Here is an 18381-nt window from a genome sequence, read left to right on the forward strand (position 1 = left end):
ATGTGACTAAAAGCACAAAAACAATTCATGAATCATCGTTCATTTGCGATGAACAAATACAAATTATGCAACGCAGCTGCACCGCCATCCTTTATACTGAACAGGAGGAAACCCTTGCCAGGTATGCCAAAGCCCTGTCGCACCCGATCAGGGTTCGCATTCTTCAGCTACTGGGTGAAAAGGCCTGTTGCTTTACGGGTGACCTGGCAGAGGAAATCCCGCTGGCACAATCCACCATTTCCCAGCACCTCAAGGAATTAAAGGAGGCGGGATTCATCCAGGGGGATGTGATGCCGCCAAGGGTTAAATACTGCATCAACCAGCAGGCCTGGAAAGATGCTAAAAATTACTTTGCCCTTTTTTTTGCCTGATTCATCAAAACCATGAGCATATTAACTAATAACAATATCCTCTTACCAAGCAATATGAAAGCTATATTAAATATAGTAGTGTTTACCCTCTGGGGTCAATTCGCATTGGCCCAACCACTGGTTCAACACCGCGGTAAAATGAGCAAGATCGGACAGGAAAACCGGGTTGACGCCGAAATCCTGGTGGACAGCATCCGGGCCAAAAATCTTTATGCACTGGGCCCCGTAGAAGGTCTGCGCGGTGAAATCATCGTATGGAACAGCCAGCCCTTTGTAGCAGCCGTTACAGCTGAAAAGAAACCATTTTTAAGGAAAAAGGTGAAAGACCTGAAAGCCATCTTCCTGGTGTATGCAGATGTCCCCAAATGGGATACGGTGTTGCTAACAACCAACATTCCTACCATGAATGCGCTGCAGGATGCCATCACCAAGGCAGCCCACCAGGCAGGTATAGACACCGCATCGGCCTTCCCCTTCCTGCTGTATGGAAAAATACAGGAAGGGAAGGGACATATCATGTACAGGGATACCGCTGTTAGGCAAATCAATCCAGACGTTATAAAAGCAGCGAATCACGGCCAGGCATTCCAGCACCAGGAGGCACAGATGCTGGGGTTTTATTCGCAGCACCACCAGCGAATATTTACCAGCCCAAACAGCTTTCTGCACATCCACTACCGGCTGCGCAATAAATACCAGGCCGGACACCTGGATGCCGTGTCCTTTGATGTATCCACACCCATAAAACTATTACTTCCACATAAACAATAAATAAAATGAAAAAGATTAAAGTACTCGGTCCGGGTTGCCCCAAATGCAAAACCACTTACAACAATGTATTGGAAGCCGTAAAACAATTGGGCATCGAAGCAGAGGTAACCAAAATTGAAGACATAGAGGAGATGATGAAATACAATGTACTGACCACTCCGGTATTGATGATTGATGAAGTGGCAAAAGTGAAAGGACGGGTGGCAGATGTTAAGGAAATAAAGGAACTCCTGTCGTAACCACTTCATTTGCTGATCTTAAAACATTCCTGATGTTTGACTGGATACAATCATTCGCAGACTGGCTTATATACACAGTAGCAGGCCTGCCATTGCACAGCAAGTGGGGCGATGCCCTTAACTTCTTTGTGTACGACACCCTGAAAATCCTGCTGCTGCTGTTCCTGATCACCTCCATCATGGGGGTGGTGAACTCCTATTTCCCGGTGGACCGCATCCGTAATTATTTATCCCGCAATAAATTATACGGACTGGAATATTTCCTGGCCTCCACCTTCGGGGCCATCACGCCCTTCTGTTCCTGTTCCTCCGTACCCCTGTTTATCGGATTCGTAAAAGGTGGCATTCCCCTGGGAGTAACCTTTGCCTTTCTGATTACCTCACCCCTCGTAAACGAAGTAGCCCTGGCCATGTTTGTGGGCATGTTCGGACTGAAAGCAACCATCATATATGCCACCAGTGGTATTCTCCTGGGTACTATAGGCGGAATCGTACTCGGCAGACTCAAACTCGAAAAACACCTGACACCCTGGGTACAGAATATCCTGGCCAATGCGCAAGCCGAAGAGGAACTGGAGGAAGAAAAACAAACCCTTTGGCAACGTCTACCGGGAATTTTCAAGGAGGCCCTGGGCATCATCAAAGGCGTGTTCTGGTATATCATCATTGGTATCGGAATTGGCGCCGCCATGCATGGCTTTATTCCCACCGGATTCTTTGAACGCTATATCAGCAAAGACAACCCATTTGCGGTACCCATTGCCGTTATACTGGGCGTGCCCATGTACAGCAATGCTGCCGGAGTGCTGCCGATTATCCAGGTTTTTGTACAAAAAGGAATACCCATCGGCACGGCCATCGCTTTTATGATGGCGGTAGTGGGACTGTCCATTCCGGAAGCCACCCTGCTGAAAAAAGTAATGACCTGGAAAATGATTGCCATCTTTTTCGCGGTGGTTACTTTCTTCATTATGCTGTCAGGGTATTTATTTAATATCATTCTATAAACAAAACCATGAATACCACCGAAGCCTACCTGCAATCATGGATGGAAGCCCGCACCAGGTTCACCAATTTATTACCCCAGGTAAAACCGGAAGACCTTGCCAAAAAACTCATCAACACCCGAAACAGTGCAGGATTCCTGATCAGGCACATTGCGGATGTGGAACTGCTCTTCGCCAAAAATGTATTTGGCGGAGCAGATGTGAAAGTCCAGGCCAAAACTGTTATCGCACAGCAGGATACGGGAGAATGGACCAATCTTGCCGAATTGCTGGAGTACCAGCAATATGCCTGTGACAGCCTGAAAGCCATCATCCGGCAACAGACAGAGGAAGATTGGCAGGCAACCATCAGCACCCGGGAATTTGGCACCAAAACCAAGGCAGAAGCCATTGGCCGGATCATTTCCCATACGGCCTATCATGCAGGACAATTGGCCCTTACTTTAAAATATGTTTCATGAGACACTGGTTAACATTACTGTTGCTTATTGTGCTGAAATTTTCAGCTGAGGCACAAAACCCTAGAATATTTGTAATTGATACCGACTTCTCCAAAGGCAGACTAACTAACAGGCAGACCATTTCCTTAAACGATGTAACTAAATTGCACGGCCATCTATGTGATGGTTTGGCGGTAGGCTTCATTGGACTGAGGGAAGCATTATATCGCCTGTACCCAGACAGCACAATTGACCGGACAAATACCAGAATAGTAAGCAAATCATCACCCTGCCTCACAGACATAGCCCTTTACCTGACTGGTGGCCGCTACCAGTTCAACAGCTTCTATGTTTCAGACAGCATTCCCTATATGTTTATTGTCCAGCGGATAGACAACGGAAAGTCCATGGCAGTAAAATTAAAACCAGGTATTAAGCCACCCGCTATTGATAGTTTAGGCAGCCTTGCCAATTCAGGGAAATTGGATGCCTGCAGTATCGACAGCTTACAAAGACTGGAAAATAAATTTCTTGCGCAAATACTGGCAACTAATCCAACATCTTCATTCAGCGTGGATGAAATAAAAATTTTTAACTGAAACCCCATTTTACGTAATTCATTCCTGAAAACTGACATCGTCAATAAAAACTTAAAAAAATGTGATCCGATCCGGAACTAACATCGTAATATTGCGATAAGTATGGGTATCACCAAATCGGAAATATTTACTGACAGGCAGAATAAAATCGCCACCATGCTCAAAGCACTGGCGCACCCGGCCCGTATTGCCATCATCCAGCACCTGTCCAGGGCAGAACACTGTATTTGCGGCGACCTGGTGGAGGAATTAGGTTTAGCACAGCCCACCATATCCCAGCACCTGAAGGAATTAAAAAACATCGGCATCATCAAAGGCTGCGCAGATGGCAAGAGCATCAGCTATTGTATAGATGAAAAAGTATGGAAGCAGGTAAAAAAAGAATTTGATTCCCTGTTTGCAGTAAAAAGCTGATTGAAAAACTTTTTTTATTTATTCGTATCGTAATATTGCAATAATACAATGTCGAAAAATATGTCCGCCAATAACTGCGCACCCGCCCACGAAAGAAAGAAACTGGGATTCCTGGACCGATACCTGACACTGTGGATCTTCCTGGCGATGGCGGTGGGTGTGGCTTATGGCTATTTCGTTCCCTCCTCGGCAGCATTCATCAACTCCTTATCCTCGGGCACCACCAATATACCCCTGGCCATCGGGCTGATCCTGATGATGTATCCTCCCTTTACCAAGGTCAGGTATGAGAACCTGAAAGAAGTATTTAAAAACACCAGAATACTCGGCATATCACTGCTGCTGAACTGGGTCATTGGCCCGGTGCTGATGTTTGTTCTCGCAGTTACCTTCCTGCAGGGATACCCGGAATACATGGTGGGGTTAATCCTGATTGGCCTCGCGCGCTGCATTGCCATGGTGATCGTATGGAATGAACTGGCAGAAGGCAGCAGGGAATATGCAGCCGGACTCGTAGCGCTGAACAGCATCTTCCAGGTGATCATGTTCAGTGTGTATGCCTATTTTTTCATTACCGTTTTACCGCCCCTGATCGGATTGAAGGGAACGGAAGTAAACATCACCATCGGACAGATTGCAGAAAGCGTAGCCATCTACCTCGGCATTCCCTTTGTGGCTGGTTTCCTCACCAGGTATGTGTTGCGCCGTTTAAAGGGAGATGAATGGTACCAGTCAGCATTCATTCCTTTCGTATCGCCCATTACCCTGATTGCCCTGCTGTTTACCATTGTGATCATGTTTAGTTTAAAAGGGGAACTGATCGTTCAGATACCGCTGGATGTGCTGCGCATTGCCCTGCCCCTGGTGATCTATTTTGCCATCATGTTCCTGGTCAGTTTCTTTATCGGCAAAAAATTGGGAGCGGATTATTCGACCAATACTTCTATTGCCTTTACGGCTGCCGGCAACAATTTTGAACTGGCCATTGCGGTGGCCATCGGGGTTTTCGGCATCAACAGCGGACAGGCATTTGCCGGGGTCATCGGGCCGTTGGTGGAAGTGCCGGCACTGATTGCGCTGGTAAATGTGGCATTCTGGCTGCGAAAAAAATATTATCCAACAACCATCACTGCTAAATAATCATTGTATGAAAATTGCCCTGTTTTCCGACATCCACGCCAACCTGCCGGCGCTGGAAGCCTGCTTTACAAGTATGGAAGAACAAAAGCCGGATGCCATTTACTGTCTGGGTGACCTGGTGGGTTATAATATCTGGCCCAATGAAGTGATCAATGAAATCAGGAAAAGAGGCATTCCTACCATTGCGGGCAATTACGACCAGGGCATCGGGTTGATGACAGATGAATGCGGCTGCGCATATAAGACCGACACGGAAAAGGACATGGGAAAAATTTCCATCTCCTATACCAACTCCCTGGTGTTGCCCGATGAAAGAAAATACCTGAGAACCCTGCCGTCGCATATACGGGTGGAGTTTCAACTGAACAACGACAAACTCAATCTCCTGCTGGTGCATGGAAGTCCCAGGAAGATCAATGAATACCTCTTCGAAGACCGCGAGGAGAAAAGCCTGTTGCGCATCATGGAGCAGGCCGATGCCGACATCATGTGTTTCGGACATACACACAAGCCTTATCACAGGATATTACCCACCGAAGCCGGAGACCAGCCACATTACCGTCATGCCATCAATATCGGTTCTGTGGGAAAACCCAAGGACGGCACACCCAGGGGTTGTTATGTAATCTTAACAATCAATTCCGACAGCAGCATTTCCAATAAGGAAGCCATACAGGCGGAGTTCATACGGTTTGACTACGACGTAGAGAAAGCGGCAAGGGCGGTGGAAGAAAGCCCCCTGCCCAATGAATATGCCGATATGTTAAGGAGGGGGTATTGATACCCTTAATCTTCCTCCAGCACCGGCATACTGCGTTTGTTCAATCTTGCCTTAACAGGAAAAAGGGAATTCTTTCCAGACGCCACTTCCAGCTCTATTTCGTTGTCGTAAAACTTGCCGGGAAAATTAAACCTTGCCGGAATCCGGAGTCTGCCTGTTTTATCTATGAACCCCCAGCCGCTTTGTAATTTCACGGCAGCAAAACCATTGTAAAAAGGACCCGCATCGGAAAAGGCGAAGGGTATCGCCAGCCTTCCCTTATCGGTGATAAATCCATACTTGCCGTCCTTTTTTACCATAGCAAGTTCTTCTGCAAAATTGGATGCTTCTTCAAACTGACAGGGTATGACCAGCTCACCGCTGGCATCCATATAACCCCATTTGCCGCCGGATTTAACGGCCACCCGGTTGTGCTTAATCACAGCGGAGGACTTTTCTATGGTGGAAGGCATAACCCCCACCACATTCCCCGACCGGTCAATGAATTTTTTGGTATTGCCCTCCTCCACCAGTGCTACATCATTATCAAAAACACTGACCTCATCGTATTTCAATGGGATGGCGATCTGGCCATTCATATCAATAAAACCATATTTCTTTCCATCGCCCACCACGGCCAGTCCGTTGTGATAATTTCCCGCAACCGGGTAGGGCAGCGGCTTTGCACCGAGACCATTGGACTGGATCCGATAAAGAGAAGCGCCGTTGGAAACGATGGCTATTCCTTTCGAGAAAACAGGTTCTATATAATCGGGTTCATCCAGTGCATTATTTTTTACCATCCACCTGAAATTGGAAACAGGTTTTCCCGTACGGTCGATGAAAAGATATTCCATGTTCCGGGCGGCAATGGCTATGCCTGTTTTTTTATCGAAATCAAACACATAGTCAAACTGCGGCGCTATCATCAGCTTTCCTGTGGAATCGATATATCCCCATTTACCGTCTTTTTTGATACGTGCCAGTCCCTCTTCAAAAGAAAATGCATCCTCATACTCCGGCCTGATAACCTCTTCTCCCCTTTTGTCGATAAAGCCCCATAGTTTTTTTTCTGTTTTCACCAGGGCCAGCATATTATTCCTGAAGGAATAAATCCTATCATATTTTATTCGCGTCAAAGCCTTTCCGGCAGCATCAACCAGGCCTTCTTTCCCGGATTTGGACACCACGGCCACTCCATCGGAAAAAGCCTTTACCCCATCCACCTTCAGCGATTTTATTTCCTTTCCCTTTTTATCCAGTATAACCCATTCATCGTTCTTTTTCACCCAGGCGTAACCATCACTGAAATTACCGGCGTACTCATAGACCATAGGGGTGATTTCATTTCCTTTGTCATCGACATAACCAAACTTTCCATTCAGAATCACCCGGGCAAGTCCGCCATAAAAATCGTCTGCCATATCATAACGGGGCTGGACGATCTCTTCGCCATTCATGTCAACAAAGCCCCATTTTTTATTGCGGGAAACGCCTGCAAAGCCATTCTTAAAATCCACCACGAAGTCGTAGAAAGTACCTGCGATGGAACCATCTATATTCATAAAGGCGTATTTCCCCTGGTGGCGGATTTTCAGTTTTAAACCTGTAGGCGGACCAAAATAAGCATACCCCTTTTCTTCCGCCTTGGTGAAATACTGTGCATCCAGCAAATCGCTGAACATATTATCTATATCCGCAAAATCATCCGGATCGGGGTCCTGCGCATAGGAGGGAATAGTACTAACAAAGAGGAAGGAAAATAAAAACAGGAGGGCACCAAAAGCCGACCGATTTGCTACCATCATTTACTTAACCATTTTGATGAAACAATGTACAATATTTAGCTGAGCTTCGGGCTGATAAGCCCTGCCACAGGGTTATTACAAACAGTTAACGAAAATAATATTCATTTGGTATTGGGATTACCAGCTCCTTTTCCCCCTGATTCACGGTCTCTTTTTGTATCTGTATACCGCGGCTTCCAGGAATATGCTTCCTGCAAAAAGCAGCACAAGATTATTGGCCGAAATCCCAGCAACCTGTCCAAAAAAAATGAAACCATTTTACTGCTTATCATCATCCTGCAGGCATGGAAATGGCGGAACCCAGGCACAAATATCCGAACAACTCCTCTTTGGTTGAATTCAGGTGCAGCCCAACCGAACCATGAAAGGCATCAATAAATAGCGGCGCGGTGGATGGCGTACTCCACTCCCCTGAGTTCCGCGAGTCCCTTTAACCGGCCGATGGCGGAATAACCCGGATAGGTTTTCTTCTTCAGGTCGTCGAGCATCTGGTGACCATGATCGGGTCGCATAGGCAGGGAGATGCCGCGTCTTTTCTGGATGGCGAGCACTTCCCTGATAACGGCAACCATATCGGTATCCCCATCAAGGTGATCGGCCTCGTAAAAATTTCCTTCCGCATCCCTTCTGGTATTGCGGAGGTGGAGAAAATGGATCGAATCGCCAAATCGTTTAAGCATGGCAGGTATATCGTTATCGGGCCTGGCGCCAAAGGAGCCGGTACAGAAACAGAGACCATTGGCGGGTGACGGAACGGCTTGTAATAAGTCGGCCGCATCCGCCTCCGTGCTCATGATCCGGGGCAGGCCCAGTACCGGGTAAGGAGGGTCATCGGGATGGATGGCCATTTTTACGCCGGCTGCTTCCGCCACCGGCACTACTTCCCGCAGGAAATAAAACAGGTGGTCCTTCAGTTTTTTTGCGTCGATGCCCTGGTATTTATCCAGCTCCGACAGCACCTGTGCGGCCGTGAAAGCATCGTCGCTGCCCGGCAATCCCAGCATCATATTGGTAAACAGATAGCGTTGTGCTGCTTCTGACATGGACTCGTATCGGGTGCGGGCTTTGTTCACCGCATCGGCCGGGTATTCAGATTCGGCGCCCGGGCGCTTGAGCAGGAAGAGGTCGAACACCAGGAAATCGAGCCGGTTGAAATAAAGCATGGTGCTGCCATCGGGCAGGGGATAATACACATCGGTGCGCAGCCAGTCGAGCACCGGCATGAAATTATAAGTAACCACCCGGATGCCGCAGGCGCCCAGGTTGCGCAGGCTCTCCTGGTAGTGGCGGATATGGCGTTGGAAGTCGCCCGACTGCCTTTTAATATCATCGCTCACCGGCAGGCTCTCCACCACCGTCCAGGTTAACCCCGCGGCTTCCACCAGTTGTTTGCGTTCTTCGATGGCTTCGATGGTCCACAGTTCACCCACCGGAACCTGGTGCAGGGCGGTCACCACGCCGGTAGCGCCAGACTGACGGATATCAGACAGGCTAACTGTGTCATGCGGGCCGTACCAGCGCATGGTTTGATGCATCAGCATAATGGATGGTATTAATTTACCGCCTAAGATAAAGATTAGCGGGGTATAGCAGCAAGGATATGCGGAACAGGCAAGTATCCTGAATTCTGGTTATTTTCAGGAAAAGAAACCGGCAATAACAAAGCTGGTAAAATCGATTGCCTCCATGAAAATATATTCCCTCCTGCTGCTATTGCTGTTTCATTCCACCCTGAAGGCGGAAGACGGCTACCGGTTATGGTTAAGGTATGACCGCGTTACGAACAGCCGGTTGCTGGAAAGTTACGCACGGCAAACCAGGAGCATTGCGCTCACCGGCAATACCCCCACGATGGCCTTGGCGGAAAAAGAACTGCTGACGGCACTGTCCGGACTCACCGGCAGGAAGCCGGAGATCACCCGCCAGCAGGGTGCCACCACCACCCTGCTGATAGAAACTGCTTCTGCTAAACTGTCAAAGGCAGAACTGTCAACACTGGGCGACGAAGGGTTTATCATCAAAACAACCGGCACCGGCGCAGGTCAGGTGTTGGTGATCACGGCCAATACCGACCGCGGGGTTTTGTATGGGGTCTTTCATTTTCTGCGACTGCTGCAAACGCAGGAATCAATTGCCAGCCTGAACATCCGTTCTGTTCCGCGGATGAAACTGAGGATGCTGAATCACTGGGACAACCTGGACCGCACGGTGGAGCGTGGTTATGCGGGATTCTCCATCTGGAACTGGCATACCCTGCCGGGATACATAGACCAGCGATATACAGACTATGCCCGTGCCAATGCCTCCCTGGGCATCAACGGCACCGTGCTCACCAATGTGAATGCCAATGCCACCGTACTCACCCCGCCCTACCTGCAGAAAGTAAAAGCGCTGGCCGACACCTATCGCCCCTATGGCATCAAAGTATATCTCACCGCCCGTTTCAGTGCGCCGGTGGAATCGGGACAGTTGCCAACAGCCGACCCGCTTGATCCGCGGGTGCAGTTGTGGTGGAAAAACAAGATCAGCGAAATCTATGCGCTGGTGCCCGATTTCGGCGGCTTCCTGGTGAAGGCTAACAGTGAAGGACAACCGGGGCCGCAGGACTACCATCGCAACCATGCGGAAGGAGCCAATATGCTGGCGGATGCCATCGCTCCGTTTAAAGGCATAGTCATCTGGCGGGCCTTTGTTTACAGCGCCGAAGTGTCGGACGACCGGCACAAACAGGCCTACAATGAATTCGTGCCGCTGGACGGAAAATTCAGGCCTAACGTACTCGTACAAGTGAAAAACGGGGCCATCGATTTCATGCCCCGTGAACCCTTTCATCCGCTTTTTGGCGCCATGCCCCAGACGCCCCTGCTGATGGAATTCCAGGTAACCCAGGAATACCTCGGGCAGGGCACCCACCTCGTGTACCTGGCGCCGCTGTTCAAGGAATGCCTCGACAGTGACACCTACAGCAAAGGAAAGGGCAGCACCGTTGCCAAAGTGGTGGATGGCAGTTTGCAGGGACATGCATTGAATGGTATGGCAGGTGTGGCCAATATCGGCACGGACATCAACTGGACAGGTCATCCCTTCGGGCAGGCCAACTGGTATGCGCTGGGGCGGCTGGCCTGGGACCACCAGTTAAGCGCCGCCGCCATCGCGGAAGAATGGGTGCGCATGAGTTATACCAACGACCCCGGGTTTGTACAGGAAATCACCCGGATGATGCTGGCCTCGCGGGAAACCATGGTGCAGTACATGAACCCCATAGGATTACACCATATCATGGCCACCGGCCACCATTACGGTCCCGCTCCCTGGATAGCTGACCTGTCGCGCCCCGAATGGAACCCCGTATATTACCACCGTGCCGACAGCGCCGGCATTGGCTTTGATCGTACCTCATCGGGCAGCAATGCCCTGGGGCAGTACCATCCCGGCGCGGCAGCGACATGGGCAGATCCCGACACCTGTCCGGAAGAATACCTGCTCTGGTTCCATCACCTGCCCTGGCAGCACAGGATGAAAAGCGGCCGCAGTTTGTGGAATGAACTCTGCCACCAATACAACCAGGGAGTGGAAGGGGTGGCCCGGATGCAGGAAACCTGGGAGAAAGCCGGAAAGAAAACAGACGAACAGCGCTATCGCCAGGTGAAGATGCTGCTGAACATCCAGCACCAGGAAGCGAAATGGTGGAGAGACGCCTGTTTGTTGTATTTCCAGACATTCAGCCGGCAGCCCATACCGGCAGTGTACGGGCAACCGGAACACAGCCTCGACTATTATAAAACACTCCGGTTTCCCTATGCACCGGGTAATTGAAGCGGATAAAAAAAACACATGCCATCAGAAAAGAAAACAGCCCTGGTAACCGGCGGTGGATCGGGACTGGGATATGCCATTGCGAAAGCATTTACCGGAGCGGGAATAACCACCATCATTGCCGGCAGGGACCAGGAAAAATTAAACGCTGCCGCATCAGCGCTGGGGGATCACTGTTATGCCAGGCAGTGTGACGTCAGTGACTTTGACAGCATACCGGGATTTGTGAATGGCATTTTAGAAGAATTTGGGCAGATTGATATCCTTGTGAACAATGCCGGCATCAACCAGAAGAAAGGGTTCACAGAAGTAAGCACCGATGAATTCATACGGATACTGAACACCAATGTAACCGGTGTATTCGTGCTCAGCAGGGAGGTAGTAAAGGACATGCTCAACCGAAAAAAAGGCTGCATCATACATATCAGTTCCATGGCTGCGCAATACGGGCTGCCGAAAGTGATAGCCTATTCGGCCAGCAAAACCGCCATTGACGGCATGACGCGGGCCATGGCAGTGGAGCTCTCGCCCCAGGGCATCAGGGTCAACGCCATTGCACCCGGTTTCATTTACAGTGCGATGACTGCAAAGGCACTGGACAGTGACCCCGAACGAAAAGCACGCGTGATGGCAAGAACCCCCATAGGGCATATGGGGCAGGCGGAGGACATCGGTGCCGCTGCGCTGTACCTGGCCAGTGATGCCGCCGCTTATGTAACAGGAGTGGTATTGCCCGTGGACGGAGGCAACAGCATTGGATTTTAAAGCAGTGAAAACAATAACCAGGGCCATGAAACAACTTTTCATCATTTTGCTGCTGATGGCAGTCGGTGCCGGGCAGGAAATAAAAGCGGAAATAAAACTGCCGCGCATCATTCGCGACAGTATGATACTGCAGCGCGACCAGCCCGTCAATATCTGGGGATGGTCTGCCGCGAATGAAAACATCAGCCTGCGGTTCAGGGGGAAAACCTACCGGACCAGGGGAAATGCAGCGGGACAATGGATGCTTCGCCTCCCGGCCACTGCGGCAGGCGGGCCATATACCATGGAGGTACAGGGCACCAATACCATCCGTCTCAAAGAAATCCTGTTCGGGGAAGTATGGTTCTGCAGCGGGCAGAGCAATATGGTGCACCAGATGAATATTCACGATATCGCCTATGCGAAGGAAATCGCCACCGCCAACAATCCGGAGATCCGCCAGTTCCTGGTGCCGGTTGGAACAAGTCTCACAGGGCCGGCGTCTGACCTGCCCGCCGGAAACTGGACAGCGGCCGTTGGCGAAAACGTTCGACCCTTTTCTGCAGTGGCATATTTCTTTGCGAAAAAGATTCAGGAGCGTTACCAGGTTCCGGTAGGCATCATCAATGCCAGCGTCGGCGGCACACCCATACGGGCATGGATAGGCGAAGAAGGATTCAGCGGGTTTGCCTCTGAGCAGGAACTCATCCGGAAAAATAAAAACGCGGCTGTTATGAATACCGCACAGGGCGCAGCAACACCAGCAATGGAAGGGTCCGGATGGTCGATGGAAAAGGGATTAAGCGGCGATATCAAATGGTATGAAACAGGCTATCGCCCGGCAGGCTGGCGGAATATTTTCATACCCGGCTACTGGGAAGACCAGGGCCTTCGGGACCTGGACGGAACAGTATGGTATCGCAGGGAAATAAACCTGCCGGCATCAATGGCGGGCAGGCCCGGAAAAGTATTCCTGGGCAGGATCGTAGATGCCGATGAACTCTATATCAACGGAAAGAAAATCGGGCATACCGGTTACCAGTATCCGCAAAGAAGGTATCCGCTGGCGGTGGGCATTTTACAAGCCGGGAAAAATACTTTCGTGGTTCGGGTCACCAACCACGGCGGCAAGGGTGGATTTGTGCCGGACAAGCCCTACTACCTGGTAGCGGGGGAAGACACCGTGCACCTGTCGGGACAATGGCAGTACAAGGTAGGCGCGGTTCAAACCATGGCAGCGCCGGCCTCCGGGTTCAGTGAACAGCACCAGCCCTCAGCCCTCTACAATGCCATGGTGGCGCCGCTGACCAACTACACCATCAAAGGATTCTGCTGGTACCAGGGAGAAACTGATGCCGGGAATCCGCTGGCATACGAGGCACTGGCGAAGGCACAGATCGGGCAATGGCGGCAGGTTTGGAACCAGGGTGAACTTCCCTTTTTATACGTGCAATTGCCGGGCTATATGGACTACCGGTACCTGCCGGCAGAAAGCAACTGGGCCCAGCTCCGCGAAGTGCAGCGAAAGCTTTTGTCGGTACCCCGTACAGGAATGGCCGTCGCCATTGACCTGGGCGAGTGGAATGATATCCATCCCGACAACAAAAAAGATGTGGGCGAAAGACTGGCATTCAACGCACTGAAAATTGCCTATGGGGAGAACATCGTTTACACCGGACCGTTATTCAGGGAGGCCGTCACCAGCGGAAATAAAATCACCCTTCATTTTGACCATACAGGAGGCGGACTCGTTACCAGCGACGGAGAGGCGCCGGGCGATATCGCCATAGCGGGCGCAGACAAAAAATTTGTCTGGGCAAAGGCTGTTATTGAAGGAAATACTATCCTGGTATGGCATGACAGCATACGGGAGCCCAGGTACGTACGTTACGCCTGGGCAGACAACCCGGTGCAGGCCAACATTTACAACCGGGAAGGCTTACCCGCCTCGCCATTCATGAAAGGCTGGTGATACAACCTTTTGCCGGTGGCTTTGTACAGGGCATTTGCCAGGGCGCCAAACACCGGCGGATAGGGAGGTTCTCCCATACCCGTCGGGTCAATCCCGTTCTTAACAAAATGCACATCAATGGATTTGGGCGCTTCGCTGTGCCTGATCATGCGATAGGCATTAAAATTCTGTTGCTCCGGTCGGCCATCCCTCACCGTTAGCCTGCCATATAAAGCCGTACCGATACCATCTACAATAGAACCTTCTGCCAGGTTAATCGCCGCATCGGGGTTCACTACTATACCGCAATCCACGGCGCAGCAAACGCGCTGCACCACTGGTTTTCCCTTCTCCATGATGAGATCAAGTACTTCCGCCACGTAGCTGTTATGGCAGAAATAAGCAGACACGCCGCGGTGCACACCAGCAGTTGACTGGCCCCAGCCTGATTTTTCACGCACCAGTTCCAGCACGCCGGCATATCGGTTCGGGTCATAGTCGTTCTGCCTGCCCACCGGTTTATTAGCGGCGCGGTCGAGCAGCGCCAGTCGGAAATCTATCGGGTCCTTACCGCACGCTTCTGCTATCTCGTCGAGAAAAGCCTGTTCCGCTGCAGCGATAAAATTTGACCTGGGCGCGCGGAAGGAGCCAGTGGTGAGGTTGGTGTTCACGGTAAACTCTTCTGCCAGGTAATGCTCCACCGCACCCGCAGGAAAACGGTTGGCCTCCAGCGGACTCTCAGGAATGCCGCCTGCCTTCACATGAAAAGCCAGCAGGTTGTTATCGGCATCCAGGGCGGCGCGGTAGGTGGCGATGTAGGCGGGGCGATAAATACCGGCGGTCATATCATCCTCCCGGGTATAGATCAGCTTAACCGGGGCTTTTACTTTTTGCGACATCAGGGCGGCTTCCAGCAACCAGTGGGCATAGGACCTGCGACCAAATCCGCCACCCAGGCGCGACATCTGGATATCAATATTTTCAATCGGAATACCCAGGCGGGCCGACAGGGTTTGTTCCGTGAGTTCGGGTTTCTGCAAGGGACCAACCAGCTCCGCCTTATCGCCTGAAACATCTGCGAAAAAATTCATGGGCTCCATGCAGTTATGGGCCAGGAAAGGAGCGGTAAAAGTTCGTTCAATGACTTTGGCGGCCTGTTTGAAAGCGAGGTCGGGATCGCCGTCTTTGCGGACAATCTTTGCCGGCTGGCGCAATGCCGTTTCCAGGCGGGATTGATGCTGCGAAGTATTTTCAAGTCCCGCTGGTACCGTAACCACCTGTTTGCTGCCAAAAGCGCTTCTTTTGAAGTGATGCTCTGTAAATGGCTCCCATACAATTTTCAGGGCTTTTTTCGCATTCATCACCTCCCAGGTGCTCTTCCCTACAATCGCCACCACTTCCGGGAAAGAGCAGGTATCAAAAAACTGTCTTTCAAAATCATCGCGCATGGATTGGATGGGGAATACGTCGGCAATCCCGGGCATTTTCCTGGCGGCGCTGTCGTCTATTGATTTCAGTTTCATGCCGAAAGCGGGCGGGTGAACGATCATGCCGATCAGCATACCCTTGCGCTGGATATCGGATCCGAACAGGGGTTGTCCGGTTACGATTTTTAATCCATCCACATTCTTTTGTGAGCTACCAATCAGGGTAAAATCCTGTTTGTTTTTCAGTTTAACATCAGGCGGGATATCCAGTTTGGCAGCCGCTGCCGCCATGCTTCCATAGTGGGCAGATTTGCCTGTTGGCGCGTGGTGCAATACACCGGCGAAGGTGGTAATTTCTTCCAGGGGCAGGTTCCAGGCCTGTGCGGCAGCCATACGGAGCAGGTGCCTGGCGGAAGCGCCGGCCATGCGCAGCACCAGCCAGCTCTGGCGGATGGCCTGGCTGCCGCCGATAAACTGGCGGGTATAGTATTTGGTATTTAATCCGGCCTGTTCTATCAAAACTTTATGCCAGTCCACATCCAGTTCTTCGGCAACGATCATCGGCATGCCGGTCTTTACATTTTGTCCGCCTTCGGGGTTGGGCGACATGATGGTGATGGATCCGTCGCTGCCGATTTTCAGGTATCCGTTCAGTTGGATACTGGTGGCATCATCGGCGGACAAACCTGCGACCCCGGCGGCCCCGGCGGCCAGCGCAGGAATCCAGCTAAAACTAATCAGCAGTCCGCCGCCGGTAAGCGCCGAAGATCTCAGGAAGGCTCTCCTGGATAAGGATGAGGCATGTTTCATGATGATATTTTTTATTGACCGGCGGCCGTTTTGAGGGAAAATGCCCTAATAAAGCCGGAATTACGACCGGTATTAATACAGCTCATTTGCACAGCATTCAATCCCAAATGTTATGCAGCGTAAATCCCCCAACAATTTACCTGCTTTTAAGTAGATAGATAACAGAATTACCAACCAATTTTACCGGTAATATGTATTTACATGCAGCGCTTCCTTATCATGCCTTTGGAATCAAGCTGGTTCAGCTAACAAAAAAGCAGGCAGTATTTCTGGCATCTCCGGAAAAAGCGTTGTGTGATAAAGCGCCCATTCCGAAAAAACTGGCCATCCTTACAAAGTTTTGGCCATCCCTTTGTATCTTCACCCATCGGAATGGCAAGAAGCAGCAAACAAACGAACATATCAAGGCAATATCCCGCAGGCATCAAAGCGGTATTCCAATACTGCTTGTTACCGCTGCTTGCCTTCTTCCTTACTGCCGCGCCCCTGAAGTCGTTTTCCCAATCAGTCGGCGTATTTACCCCAACAGAAGACAATTGTTCCAAAATTCAGCCGGACCATCCGCTGAGCTCCGCGCAATTTTCCTATCATCTTCCTTTCGAATCGAATCCGGTTGACAGTGAAATGGAGATCTCGGAGGAAGAAGACGACAAGTTCATTACCGATGCCTTCACGTGCCAGGATATTGTAAAATATTCGTCGGCGGAATTGTTCTATACAGCGTTTATCAGGAACAGGTTATCGCAGATTTCATCCGCCATTGGCAACCGGCCCAAAGTTCCCTTCTTCATTCTTTACCACTCCTGGAAGCGGCACCTGGCCTGAATCCTGACAGATCCGGTTCCTTTAAGAATATGGCTTCGGCCATATAAGGGGCATTCTATTTAATTACTTCTACACACGCGTGGGGAAAGCTGTCTGTATGGCCATGACCATGCAGCGCCCCCCTATACGCATTCAACCACTAAAAACGAATTTTACATGAAGAGGATATTTATTCTCGGCAGTCTCACATCCTTAATATTCTTTGCAGCCTGTCAGCACAAAACACAGGAGAAGGAAAGCGAAACCAAATTTTTAGTTACCAACCCGGTTCTGAAAGACACACTGGTTCACAAGGAGTATGTCTGCCAGGTGCAGTCCGCCAGTCATATTGAACTCAGGTCACAGGAGAAGGGATACCTGCAGAATATATATGTAGACGAGGGACAGTATGTTCATAAAGGGCAACTGATGTTCCGTGTCATGCCCCTTTTGTACAAGGCAGAAATGCAAAAGGCAAAAGCGGAAATGAATTTCGCGGAAATCGAATACAGGAATACCAAAAGCCTGGCCGACAGCAATATTGTATCACCAAATGAACTGGCGCTTACCAAAGCCAAACTGGATAAAGCAAAAGCTGAACTGGCACTGGCACAGACCCACCTGGACTTCACAGAAATCCGCGCGCCATTTGACGGCATGATGGATCGTTTTCACATGCGACTGGGAAGCCTGGTGGAAGAAGGAGAACTTCTAACCACCCTTTCTGACAACAGGAAAATGTGGGTGTATTTCAATGTACCCGAAGCAGAATACCTCGATTATACAACCAGGGCAAAATCAGACAGTGTACGGAAAGTGCAGTTGCAAATGGCCAACAAGCAACTCTTTGATCATCCCGGCATCGTGGAAACCATTGAAGCAGATTTCAACAATGAGACCGGCAATATTGCCTTCAGGGCCACTTTCCCCAATCCCAAAGGTATCCTGCGGCATGGGGAAACCGGAAATATCATGATGCCCATTCCACTGAAAAACGCGCTCATCATACCACAGAAAGCCAGTTTCGAAATCCTCGATAAAAAATACGTGTATGTCATCGACAAGGACAACCGTGTGCAATCAAGGGAGATCACCGTGGGTGTGGAAATGCCTCATTTGTATGTGGTCACCGGCGGACTAAAACAGGAGGACAGGATTCTGCTGGAAGGATTAAGGAAGGTGAAAAACAACGACAGGATTGTGGTTGATTTTGTAAAGCCCCAGACAGTACTGTCGGAGTTGAATGATTTACATGCCGAATAAGATTGAATCAAATAAAC

At 50.3% G+C, this 18381-nt stretch carries 17 protein-coding genes; 14 read left to right on the top strand and 3 right to left on the bottom strand.

Features of this window, described 5'->3' with window-relative positions:
- Positions 1–65 precede the first annotated feature (65 nt).
- From BC349_RS10120 to BC349_RS10160, 9 genes are all read left to right on the top strand, one after another.
- Entirely contained in the window at positions 66–371 is a 306-nt protein-coding gene (locus tag BC349_RS10120) for an ArsR/SmtB family transcription factor (protein WP_187256610.1), read from the top strand.
- 54 nt (positions 372–425) lie between these two features.
- Positions 426–1142, top strand: a complete 717-nt coding sequence (locus BC349_RS10125; RefSeq protein WP_187256611.1) for a hypothetical protein — start codon at positions 426–428, stop codon at positions 1140–1142.
- A 5-nt stretch (positions 1143–1147) separates the two neighbouring features.
- A complete protein-coding gene (locus BC349_RS10130; protein ID WP_187256612.1) occupies positions 1148–1381 on the top strand; it encodes a thioredoxin family protein in 234 nt (77 codons plus the stop codon).
- Positions 1382–1413: 32 nt separating this feature from the next.
- Positions 1414–2388: a permease gene (locus BC349_RS10135; protein ID WP_187256613.1), complete on the top strand. Its 975-nt coding sequence runs from the start codon at positions 1414–1416 to the stop codon at positions 2386–2388.
- An 8-nt stretch (positions 2389–2396) separates the two neighbouring features.
- Positions 2397–2849 (top strand): DinB family protein, encoded by a 453-nt coding sequence (locus BC349_RS10140; RefSeq protein ID WP_187256614.1) that lies wholly within the window; start codon positions 2397–2399, stop codon positions 2847–2849.
- On the top strand, positions 2846–3427 hold the full coding sequence (locus BC349_RS10145) for a formylmethanofuran dehydrogenase subunit E family protein (RefSeq protein WP_187256615.1): 582 nt from the start codon (positions 2846–2848) through the stop codon (positions 3425–3427). Before BC349_RS10140 ends, BC349_RS10145 begins: the two co-directional genes overlap by 4 nt.
- Positions 3428–3529: 102 nt before the next feature.
- Positions 3530–3841, top strand: a complete 312-nt coding sequence (locus tag BC349_RS10150) for an ArsR/SmtB family transcription factor (RefSeq protein ID WP_187256616.1) — start codon at positions 3530–3532, stop codon at positions 3839–3841.
- A 48-nt stretch (positions 3842–3889) separates the two neighbouring features.
- Positions 3890–4981, top strand: a complete 1092-nt coding sequence (gene arsB, locus BC349_RS10155) for an ACR3 family arsenite efflux transporter (RefSeq protein WP_281384567.1) — start codon at positions 3890–3892, stop codon at positions 4979–4981.
- Between the two features lie 7 nt (positions 4982–4988).
- The gene (locus BC349_RS10160; protein WP_187256617.1) at positions 4989–5762 is read left to right on the top strand and encodes a metallophosphoesterase family protein; all 774 of its coding nucleotides are present in this window, start codon (positions 4989–4991) and stop codon (positions 5760–5762) included.
- A 5-nt stretch (positions 5763–5767) separates the two neighbouring features.
- Here the strand turns inward: BC349_RS10160 and BC349_RS10165 are convergent, their stop codons facing one another.
- Both BC349_RS10165 and uxuA read right to left on the bottom strand, forming a co-directional pair.
- Positions 5768–7549 carry a WG repeat-containing protein gene (locus BC349_RS10165; protein ID WP_187256618.1) on the bottom strand — a complete coding sequence of 594 codons (1782 nt, stop codon included), beginning with the start codon at positions 7547–7549 and terminating at the stop codon, positions 5768–5770.
- 371 nt (positions 7550–7920) lie between these two features.
- Positions 7921–9090 carry a mannonate dehydratase gene (gene uxuA, locus BC349_RS10170; RefSeq protein ID WP_343063679.1) on the bottom strand — a complete coding sequence of 390 codons (1170 nt, stop codon included), beginning with the start codon at positions 9088–9090 and terminating at the stop codon, positions 7921–7923.
- 145 nt (positions 9091–9235) lie between these two features.
- Between uxuA and BC349_RS10175 the strand changes: the two genes are divergently transcribed.
- The 3 genes from BC349_RS10175 to BC349_RS10185 are packed head-to-tail and all read left to right on the top strand — an operon-like array spanning position 9236 to position 14081.
- Positions 9236–11365 carry an alpha-glucuronidase family glycosyl hydrolase gene (locus tag BC349_RS10175; RefSeq protein ID WP_187256619.1) on the top strand — a complete coding sequence of 710 codons (2130 nt, stop codon included), beginning with the start codon at positions 9236–9238 and terminating at the stop codon, positions 11363–11365.
- An 18-nt stretch (positions 11366–11383) separates the two neighbouring features.
- On the top strand, positions 11384–12130 hold the full coding sequence (locus BC349_RS10180; protein WP_187256620.1) for an SDR family NAD(P)-dependent oxidoreductase: 747 nt from the start codon (positions 11384–11386) through the stop codon (positions 12128–12130).
- Between the two features lie 25 nt (positions 12131–12155).
- Entirely contained in the window at positions 12156–14081 is a 1926-nt protein-coding gene (locus BC349_RS10185) for a sialate O-acetylesterase (RefSeq protein ID WP_187256621.1), read from the top strand.
- Here BC349_RS10185 and BC349_RS10190 read toward each other — a convergent pair.
- Positions 14033–16297, bottom strand: a complete 2265-nt coding sequence (locus tag BC349_RS10190; RefSeq protein ID WP_187256622.1) for a xanthine dehydrogenase family protein molybdopterin-binding subunit — start codon at positions 16295–16297, stop codon at positions 14033–14035. The two genes, BC349_RS10185 and BC349_RS10190, sit on opposite strands and share 49 nt — an antisense overlap.
- Positions 16298–16591: 294 nt before the next feature.
- Between BC349_RS10190 and BC349_RS10195 the strand changes: the two genes are divergently transcribed.
- Together BC349_RS10195 and BC349_RS10200 are read left to right on the top strand one after the other, a co-directional pair.
- On the top strand, positions 16592–17122 hold the full coding sequence (locus BC349_RS10195) for a hypothetical protein (RefSeq protein WP_187256623.1): 531 nt from the start codon (positions 16592–16594) through the stop codon (positions 17120–17122).
- Between the two features lie 156 nt (positions 17123–17278).
- Positions 17279–18364 (top strand): efflux RND transporter periplasmic adaptor subunit, encoded by a 1086-nt coding sequence (locus BC349_RS10200; RefSeq protein WP_187256624.1) that lies wholly within the window; start codon positions 17279–17281, stop codon positions 18362–18364.
- Positions 18365–18381 lie beyond the last annotated feature (17 nt).

Source organism: Flavihumibacter stibioxidans (assembly GCF_014332695.1).
Classification (GTDB): domain Bacteria; phylum Bacteroidota; class Bacteroidia; order Chitinophagales; family Chitinophagaceae; genus Flavihumibacter; species Flavihumibacter stibioxidans.